The 9,131-nt window shown below is 70.6% G+C and carries 6 protein-coding genes; all 6 read left to right on the top strand.

Translation table 11 applies throughout. The features are described from left to right. The first annotated feature begins 296 nt into the window (after positions 1-296). Positions 297-1,772, top strand: a complete 1,476-nt coding sequence (nsdA, locus tag JGS39_RS13755; protein ID WP_219569190.1) for a transcriptional repressor NsdA — start codon at positions 297-299, stop codon at positions 1,770-1,772. A 370-nt stretch (positions 1,773-2,142) separates the two neighbouring features. Next, positions 2,143-3,495: an ammonium transporter gene (locus tag JGS39_RS13760; protein ID WP_219569192.1), complete on the top strand. Its 1,353-nt coding sequence runs from the start codon at positions 2,143-2,145 to the stop codon at positions 3,493-3,495. After that, positions 3,492-3,830 carry a P-II family nitrogen regulator gene (locus JGS39_RS13765; RefSeq protein ID WP_136330688.1) on the top strand — a complete coding sequence of 113 codons (339 nt, stop codon included), beginning with the start codon at positions 3,492-3,494 and terminating at the stop codon, positions 3,828-3,830. Before JGS39_RS13760 ends, JGS39_RS13765 begins: the two co-directional genes overlap by 4 nt. A 31-nt stretch (positions 3,831-3,861) precedes the next feature. Next, complete coding sequence (locus tag JGS39_RS13770) at positions 3,862-6,261, top strand: [protein-PII] uridylyltransferase (RefSeq protein WP_219569194.1); 2,400 nt, start codon at positions 3,862-3,864, stop codon at positions 6,259-6,261. A 131-nt stretch (positions 6,262-6,392) separates the two neighbouring features. Further along, complete coding sequence (gene ffh, locus JGS39_RS13775) at positions 6,393-7,946, top strand: signal recognition particle protein (protein WP_219569196.1); 1,554 nt, start codon at positions 6,393-6,395, stop codon at positions 7,944-7,946. 220 nt (positions 7,947-8,166) lie between these two features. Next, positions 8,167-9,131, top strand: a 965-nt coding sequence (locus tag JGS39_RS13780; RefSeq protein ID WP_219569198.1) for an ATP-dependent metallopeptidase FtsH/Yme1/Tma family protein, incomplete at its 3' end; no start/stop codon positions are given.

The raw sequence follows: 9,131 nt of genomic DNA on the forward strand, positions 1-9,131 counted from the left end.
TGAATGCATCTCTGCGCCTACCGCTGGTCGCTGTCTGTCAAGTGAATCGCGCCCGGCCGTGGTGGCGTTCATTCGAAGGGGTGGCGAATGGTGGCGTTTCTGTAAACGGCCTCGCCGAGGGGGTGATCGTAGGATTACCGTCGGTACACGAAGCATGGAAGTATGTGCGCCCATGGGTATGCCGGGGGCAACCCGATTTTCTGTTCGATGGTGGGCAACCTGCATACGGGCAGCATCGGTTCACGGCATTCTGATAGAGGTTCGCGCGACAGTATTCGGCGGATGGGGGCGTTCCAGTGAGTGGCAGCGGCGCAGGCGATTCGAATGCCGGTAAGCGCCCCAACGGGCAATTGGGATCATGGTTCGTGCGCAGCGGCTGGTCGAAGGGCGAGCTCGCCCGGCAGGTGAACCGCAGAGCGCGCCAGATGGGTGCCCACCACATCAGCACCGACACCTCACGGGTGCGGCGCTGGCTCGACGGTGAGCAGCCGCGCGAACCGATCCCGCGCATCCTGTCCGAGCTGTTCTCCGAACGCTTCGGCTCCGTCGTCGCCGTCGAGGACCTGGGGCTGCGCGCCGCCCACCAGGCACCCTCCGTGGCAGGCGTCGATCTGCCCTGGGCCGGTCCTCAGACCGTCGCCCTGCTCAGCGAGTTCTCCCGCAGCGACCTGATGCTCGCCCGCCGCGGATTCCTCGGCAGCTCCCTCGCGCTCGCCGCCGGACCCGCCCTCATCGAACCCATGCAGCGCTGGCTGGTTCCCGTCGCCGCCGGCGGGCCCGTGGAGCCGGAGTCCGACGCCGCCGCCCGCCGCCCGTCCCGCCTCTCGGGCCCCGAGCTCGACCTGCTGGAATCCACCACCGCGATGTTCCGCCAGTGGGACGCACAGTGCGGCGGCGGACTGCGCCGCAAGGCCGTCGTCGGCCAGCTCCACGAGGTCACCGACCTGCTCCAGGAGCCGCAGCCGGCCGCCACCGCGAAGCGCCTCTTCCGCTGCGCCGCCGAACTGGCCGAGCTGGCGGGCTGGATGAGTTACGACGTCGGCCTCCAGCCCACCGCCCAGAAGTACTTCGTGCTCGCCCTGCACGCCTCGAAGGAGGCCGGCGACAAACCACTGGGCTCGTACGTCCTGTCCAGCATGAGCCGCCAGATGATCCACCTCGGCCGCCCCGACGACGCGCTCGAACTCATCCACCTCGCGCAGTACGGCAGCCGTGACTGCGCCACCGCGCGGACCCAGGCCATGCTGTATGCGATGGAGGCCCGCGCCTACGCCAACATGGGCCAGCCCAGCAAGTGCAAGCGTGCCGTGCGGATGGCCGAGGACACCTTCCTCGACGCGGGGATCGACGGCGAGCCCGAGCCCGACTGGATCCGCTTCTTCTCCGAGGCCGAGCTCAACGGCGAGAACTCCCACTCCTACCGTGACCTGGCCTATGTGGCCGGCCGCAGCCCCACGTACGCCTCGCTCGCCGAACCCGTCATGCAGCGGGCGGTCGAGCTCTTCGGCGAGGACGACGAGCACCAGCGTTCGTACGCGCTCAACCTGGTCGGCCTCGCCACCGTCCACCTCCTCAAGCGCGAGCCCGAGCAGTCCACCGTGCTCGCCGAGAAGGCGCTGCGCGTCGCCAGGAAGGTCCGCTCGGAGCGGGTCAACACCCGGCTGCGCAAGACCGTCGACACCGCTGCCAGGGACTTCGGGGACATTCCCGAGGTCGCCCGCCTCACCGATCTCCTCACCGAACAACTGCCCGAGACCGCCGAAGCGGTCTGAGCGGCACCTCTGCCCCGGCCACGACGGCCACCCCGCACCGACCGACTTCGGCTCCCCCGATTGCCTGGTCAGCGGGTGGCCGTCGTGGCCGGTTCGTGTGGTCGTTCCCCTGCCGGAGAGTCGTAACCGCACCGTATGCGGCTCCGGCCGCAGAGTAGGCCCGAGCGCGGGTACGGCACGGGCGGTTCATGGGGACGTAACACGGTGGTCCTCTTAGTCACTGCGGCGAAACATCGTGCGGCATCGGCGGAAACGGCGCTGGGCGAATCTCATGGCCATAACCGGCCCGCACCTTTTCCCCAGTGGTCCCGCACGTGGATACGTCCCCACCGCCCCCGCACGCGGCCGCACCGACGACGAGGAGACGCCGATGCCCCCAGGCATCACGACGCTTGCAGCAGACGCCCCGACGCTGTCTGCCGCCAACACCGGGTTCATGCTCATCTGCTCGGCCCTGGTGATGCTCATGACCCCGGCCCTCGCCTTCTTCTACGGAGGCATGGTCCGCGTCAAGAGCACCCTCAACATGCTGATGATGAGTTTCATCAGCCTCGGGATCGTCACGATCCTGTGGGTGCTCTACGGATTCAGCCTCGCCTTCGGCACCGACGCCGGCTCGATCATCGGATGGAGCCAGGACTTCGTCGGCCTCAGCGGGATCGGCGTCACGGAACTCTGGGACGGCTACACCATCCCGGTGTACGTCTTCGCCGTGTTCCAGCTGATGTTCGCCGTGCTCACCCCGGCCCTGATAAGCGGTGCGCTCGCCGACCGGGTCAAGTTCACCTCCTGGGCGCTCTTCATCACCCTCTGGGTCACCGTCGTCTACTTCCCGGTCGCGCACTGGGTCTGGGGCGCGGGGGGCTGGCTCTTCGAGCTCGGCGTCATCGACTTCGCCGGTGGTACGGCCGTCCACATCAACGCGGGTGCCGCGGCCCTCGGCGTCATCCTCGTCATCGGCAAGCGCGTCGGCTTCAAGAAGGACCCGATGCGGCCGCACAGCCTGCCGCTCGTCATGCTCGGCGCCGGTCTCCTCTGGTTCGGCTGGTTCGGCTTCAACGCCGGCTCGTGGCTCGGCAACGACGACGGTGTCGGCGCGGTCATGTTCGTCAACACGCAGGTCGCCACCGCCGCCGCGATGCTCGCCTGGCTCGGCTACGAGAAGCTCCGCCACGGCTCCTTCACCACCCTCGGTGCCGCATCCGGCGCCGTCGCCGGACTCGTCGCCATCACCCCGGCCGGCGGCGCGGTCAGCCCGCTCGGTGCCATCGCGGTCGGCGCCATCGCCGGTGTGCTGTGCGCCATGGCGGTCGGTCTCAAGTACAGGTTCGGCTACGACGACTCCCTGGACGTCGTCGGTGTCCACCTCGTCGGCGGCATCGTCGGCTCCCTGCTCATCGGCTTCTTCGCCACCGGCGGGGTCCAGTCCGACGCCAAGGGGCTCTTCTACGGCGGCGGACTCGACCAGCTCGGCAAGCAGGCCGTCGGTGTCTTCGCAGTCCTCGCGTACTCTCTGGTCGTCTCCGCGATCCTCGCCTTCCTGCTCGACAAGACCATCGGGATGCGGGTCGAGGAGGACGACGAGGTCTCCGGTATCGACCAGGTCGAACACGCCGAGACGGCGTACGACTTCAGCGGCGCCGGCGGCGGTTCGTCCTCCCGCTCCACGCCCCCCGCGCCCGGCACCACGGCAGCCCCGACGAACAAGAAGGTGGACGCATGAAGCTCATCACCGCAGTCGTGAAGCCCCACCGGCTTGACGAGATCAAGGAGGCCCTCCAGGCCTTCGGCGTCCAGGGCCTCACGGTCACGGAAGCCAGCGGCTACGGGCGTCAGCGCGGCCACACCGAGGTCTACCGGGGCGCCGAGTACACCGTCGACCTCGTCCCGAAGATCCGCATCGAGGTCCTCGTCGAGGACGAGGACTCCGAACAGCTCATCGACGTCGTCGTGAAGGCGGCCCGGACGGGCAAGATCGGTGACGGCAAGGTCTGGAGCGTCCCGGTCGAGACCGCGATCCGGGTCCGCACCGGCGAACGCGGCCCGGACGCACTCTGACCGACTGTTCCGCACACGGAAAGGCAGCTGGGTGACGAGCACCGAAGTGACCACCGAATCCGAGGAATCGGGACCCAGCGGCTACGCGGCGGCCCTCGCCACGCTCACCGACGAGTGGCTGACCGGCCTCTTCAACGCCGCGGCCGAGCACGCGGGTGTCCGGGGCGCCGCCCTCGTCGCCGTCGGCGGCTACGGCCGCGGCGAGCTCTCCCCGCGCAGCGACCTCGACCTCGTGCTCCTCCACGACGGCAGCGCCGACGCCGGAGCCGTGGCCGCCCTCGCTGACCGCGTCTGGTACCCCGTCTGGGACCTGGGCCTCGCCCTCGACCACTCCGTACGGACCCCCGCCGAAGCCCGCAAGACAGCCGGCGAGGACCTCAAGGTCCAGCTGGGACTGCTCGACGCCCGGCCCGTCGCCGGGGACCTCGGCCTCGTCGCCTCCCTGCGCACCGCGATCCTCGCCGACTGGCGGAACCAGGCCCCCAAGCGCCTGCCCGCCCTCGACGAGCTCTGCCGCGAACGGGCCGAGCGCCAGGGCGAGCTCCAGTTCCTCCTGGAACCCGACCTCAAGGAAGCCCGGGGCGGACTGCGTGACGCCACCGCCCTGCGCGCCGTCGCCGCCTCCTGGGTCGCCGACGCCCCCCGAGAGGGCCTCGCCGAGGCCCGCCGCGTCCTCCTCGACGCCCGCGACGCCCTCCACCTCACCACCGGCCGCGCCACCGACCGCCTCGCCCTCCAGGAACAGGACCAGGTCGCCGCCGCCCTCGGCCTCCTCGACGCCGACGCCCTGCTGCGCCAGGTGTACGAGGCCGCCCGCACCGTCTCGTACGCCACCGACGTCACCTGGCGCGAGGTCAACCGGGTGCTGCGCGCCCGCTCGGCCCGCCCGAGGCTGCGGGCCATGCTGGGCGGCGGCCGCGCCCCGGCCACCGACCGGACCCCGCTCGCCGACGGCGTCGTCGAGGCCGACGGCGAGGTCGTGCTGGCCCGCACCGCCCGCCCGGAACGCGACCCGGTCCTCGTCCTGCGGGCCGCCGCGGCGGCCGCACAGTCCGAGCTCCCGCTCTCCCGCCACGTCGTACGCCACCTCGCCACCGCCGCCAAACCGCTTCCGGTGCCGTGGCCCGCCGAGGCCCGGGAGGAACTCGTCACCCTTCTCGGCGCGGGCGAGGCCACCGTCCCCGTCTGGGAGGCGCTGGAAGCCGAGGGGCTCATCACCCGGCTCCTGCCCGACTGGGAACGGGTCCACTGCCGGCCGCAGCGCAACCCGGTCCACACCTGGACCGTGGACCGCCACCTCGTCGAGGCGGCCGTCCGCGCCTCCTCCCTCACCCGCCGCGTCGGCCGCCCCGACCTCCTGCTGGTCGCCGCCCTGCTCCACGACATCGGCAAGGGCTGGCCCGGCGACCACTCCGTCGCCGGCGAGGTCATCGCCCGCGACATGGCCGCCCGGATCGGCTTCGACCAGCACGACGTGGGCGTCATCGCCACCCTCGTACGCCACCATCTGCTGCTCATCGAGACCGCCACCCGCCGCGACCTCGACGACCCGGCCACCGTCCGTTCCGTCGCCACCGCCGTCGGGAGCGCCGCCACCCTGGAACTCCTGCACGCGCTCACCGAGGCCGACGCGCTCGCCACCGGGCCCGCCGCATGGTCCACCTGGCGCGCCTCCCTCGTCAGCGACCTGGTCAAGCGCGTCGCGGCCGTCCTCGCCGGCGAGGCGCCCGAGGAACCCGCGCCCGAGGCGCCCAGCGCCGAGCAGGAGCGCCTGGCCGTCGAGGCCCTGCGCACCGGCGAACCCGTCCTCGCCCTGCACACCCAGGCCGAGGCCCCGCACGAGGACGGCGGGCCCGAACCCGTCGGCGTCGAACTCCTCATCGCCCTTCCCGACCGGCCCGGCGTCCTCCCCGCCGCCGCCGGGGTCCTCGCCCTGCACCGCCTGACCGTCCGCGCCGCCGACCTGAGGGCCGTCGAGCTCCCCACGGAACTGGGTGAGAGGGCGGACCTGCTGCTGCTCAGCTGGCGCGTGGCGGCCGAGTACGGCTCCCTGCCCCAGGCCGCCCGGCTGCGCGCCGACCTCGTCCGCGCCCTGGACGGCTCGCTGGACATCCCGGCCCGACTCGCCGAGCGGGAGGCGGCCTACCCGCGACGCCGCGGGGTGAAGGCCCCGCCGCCGAGGGTGACGGTCGCGGCGGGCGGCTCGCAGCTGGCCACGGTGATCGAGGTGCGCGCCCAGGACGCCCCCGGTCTGCTGCACCGGATCGGCCGGGCGCTGGAACAGAGCGCGGTACGGGTACGCAGCGCGCATGTGTCGACGCTGGGGGCGAACGCGGTGGACACGGTCTACGTCACGGACGCGGAGGGCGAACCGCTGTCCGCGGAGCGCGCCGCGGAGCTGGCCCGGGAGATCGAGAAGGCACTCGGCTGAGCCCCCGCACCCTGCGAAAAGGCCCTCGTCCGTCACGAGAACCGGGCGAGGGCTTTGCGTTCTCCGGCGTCCGGATACCCTGGGGGACGACTACCTGCCCCCGCCCCCGACCCTGAGGACCGACGAGCGCCGTGTTCGATACTCTCTCCGACCGCCTTGCCGCGACTTTCAAGAACCTCAGGGGCAAGGGCCGCTTGTCCGAGGCGGACATCGACGCCACGGCTCGCGAGATCCGTATCGCCCTGCTGGAAGCGGACGTCGCTCTGCCCGTCGTCCGGGCCTTCATCGCCAACGTGAAGGAGCGGGCGCGTGGCGTCGAGGTCTCCCAGGCACTGAATCCGGCCCAGCAGGTCGTCAAGATCGTCAACGAGGAGCTCGTCTCCATCCTCGGTGGCGAGACCCGTCGGCTGCGGTTCGCCAAGACCGCCCCCACCGTCATCATGCTGGCCGGTCTTCAGGGCGCCGGTAAGACGACCCTCGCCGGAAAGCTCGGCGTCTGGCTCAAGGGCCAGGGCCACTCCCCGCTGCTCGTCGCCTGTGACCTCCAGCGTCCCAACGCCGTGAACCAGCTGAGCGTCGTCGCCGACCGCGCCGGCGTCGCGGTGTACGCGCCGGAGCCGGGCAACGGCGTGGGCGACCCGGTCCAGGTCGCCAAGGACTCGATCGAGTACGCCCGGACCAAGCAGTTCGACGTCGTCGTCGTCGACACCGCCGGCCGCCTCGGTATCGACCAGGAACTGATGCAGCAGGCCGCGGACATCCGCGACGCCGTCAGCCCCGACGAGATCCTCTTCGTCGTCGACGCGATGATCGGCCAGGACGCGGTCAACACCGCCGAGGCCTTCCGCGACGGCGTCGGCTTCGACGGTGTGGTCCTCTCCAAGCTCGACGGTGACGCCCGCGGTGGTGCGGCCCTGTCGATCGCCCATGTCACGGGCAAGCAGATCATGTTCGCGTCGAACGGTGAGAAGCTCGAGGACTTCGACGCCTTCCACCCCGACCGCATGGCGTCCCGCATCCTCGACATGGGTGACCTGCTCACCCTGATCGAGCAGGCGGAGAAGACCTTCAGCCAGGAAGAGGCCGCTCAAATGGCCTCCAAGCTGGCGTCCAGCAAGGGCGGGAAGGACTTCACGCTCGACGACTTCCTGGCCCAGATGGAGCAGGTCCGGAAGATGGGCTCCATCTCCAAGCTGCTCGGGATGCTGCCCGGCATGGGGCAGATCAAGGACCAGATCAACAACATCGACGAGCGCGACGTGGACCGCACCGCCGCGATCATCAAGTCGATGACCCCGAAGGAGCGCGCCGAGCCGACGATCATCAACGGCTCCCGGCGGGCCCGTATCGCCAAGGGTTCCGGTGTCGACGTCAGCGCCGTGAAGAACCTGGTCGAGCGGTTCTTCGAGGCCCGCAAGATGATGTCGAAGATGGCGCAGGGCGGCGGCATGCCGGGCATGCCCGGGATGCCGGGCATGGGCGGCGGTCCCGGCCGGCAGAAGAAGCAGGTCAAGCAGGCCAAGGGCAAGCGCAAGAGCGGTAACCCGATGAAGCGCAAGGCCGAGGAAGCGGCCGAGGCGGCCCGCCGTGAGCAGGCGGCGCAGGGCGGGGCGTTCGGTCTGCCGGCCGGTCAGGAAGACAAGAACTTCGAGCTGCCGGACGAGTTCAAGAAGTTCATGGGCTGAGCAGCCGGCCGGGTCGCGACCTGGTTCTCACGTCCCCGAGGGGGCGCCCGCTTCACGGCGGGCGCCCCCTCGGGCGTGTGCCCGGGGTGGTGGGGTCCGCTCGGGCGTGTACGCGAGGTCGCGGGGGTCCCTCCATGGGCCCAGCGGGCCACCGCTCCGAGGGCTTTGCCTGCGTTTCTCCCTTAATGTCGGCTCAACGGCTGTCGGCAGAGGAGACCGCGTGACCAATCCCGTACCTCCCCGCGACCGCACCGACCAGCCCTGGCGTTCCGAGGGCGCGCCGAAGCCCCCGCCACCCGGACGGAAGATGCCGGGAGGCTGGGGCGGTCTTCTGCTGACCGCGCTGGCCGTCTATCTGATCGCCAATCTGGTGCTCTCCTTCTTCAACGGCAGGGACGAGCCGACGATCGCGTACACGGAGTTCAGCAAGCAGGTCACCGCGGGCAACGTCTCCAAGATCTACTCCAAGGGCGATGCCATCCAGGGGCAGCTGAAGAAGGAGGCGAAGGTCCCGGGAAGCGACGACAAGTACACCAAGTTCGTCACCCAGCGGCCCGCCTTCGCCGATGACAACCTCTGGGCGGAGCTCGTCAAGGACGACGTCACGGTCACCGCGGAACCGGTCGTCAAGGAACGCAGCTTCCTCGCCAACCTGCTGATCTCGCTCGCACCGATGCTGCTGCTCGTCCTGCTGTGGGTGTTCATCGCCCGGCGGATGTCGCGCGGCGGGATGGGCGGCGGCATGGGCGGCTTCGGCCGCAAGGCCCCGCCGAAACCGGTGGAGCTGGAAGGAGACCGGCGTACGACGTTCAAGGACGTGGCGGGCATCGACGAGGTCGAGGGCGAGCTCAACGATGTCGTCGACTTCCTGAAGAATCCGGGCGCCTACCGGAAAATGGGTGCCCGGATGCCCGGAGGAGTGCTGCTGGCGGGTCCTCCCGGCACCGGGAAGACGCTGCTGGCGAGAGCGGTCGCGGGGGAGGCGGGGGTGCCGTTCTTCTCCGCCTCGGCCTCCGAGTTCATCGAGATGATCGTCGGGGTCGGCGCCGGCCGGGTCCGGGAACTGTTCGCCGAGGCGCGCAAGGTCGCCCCCGCCATCGTCTTCATCGACGAGATCGACACCATCGGACGGGTCCGCGGCGGCGGCTCGGGCATGGGCGGGCACGACGAGCGCGAGCAGACGCT

This window comes from Streptomyces poriferorum, from assembly GCF_019399235.1.
Taxonomy (GTDB): Bacteria; Actinomycetota; Actinomycetes; order Streptomycetales; family Streptomycetaceae; genus Streptomyces; species Streptomyces poriferorum.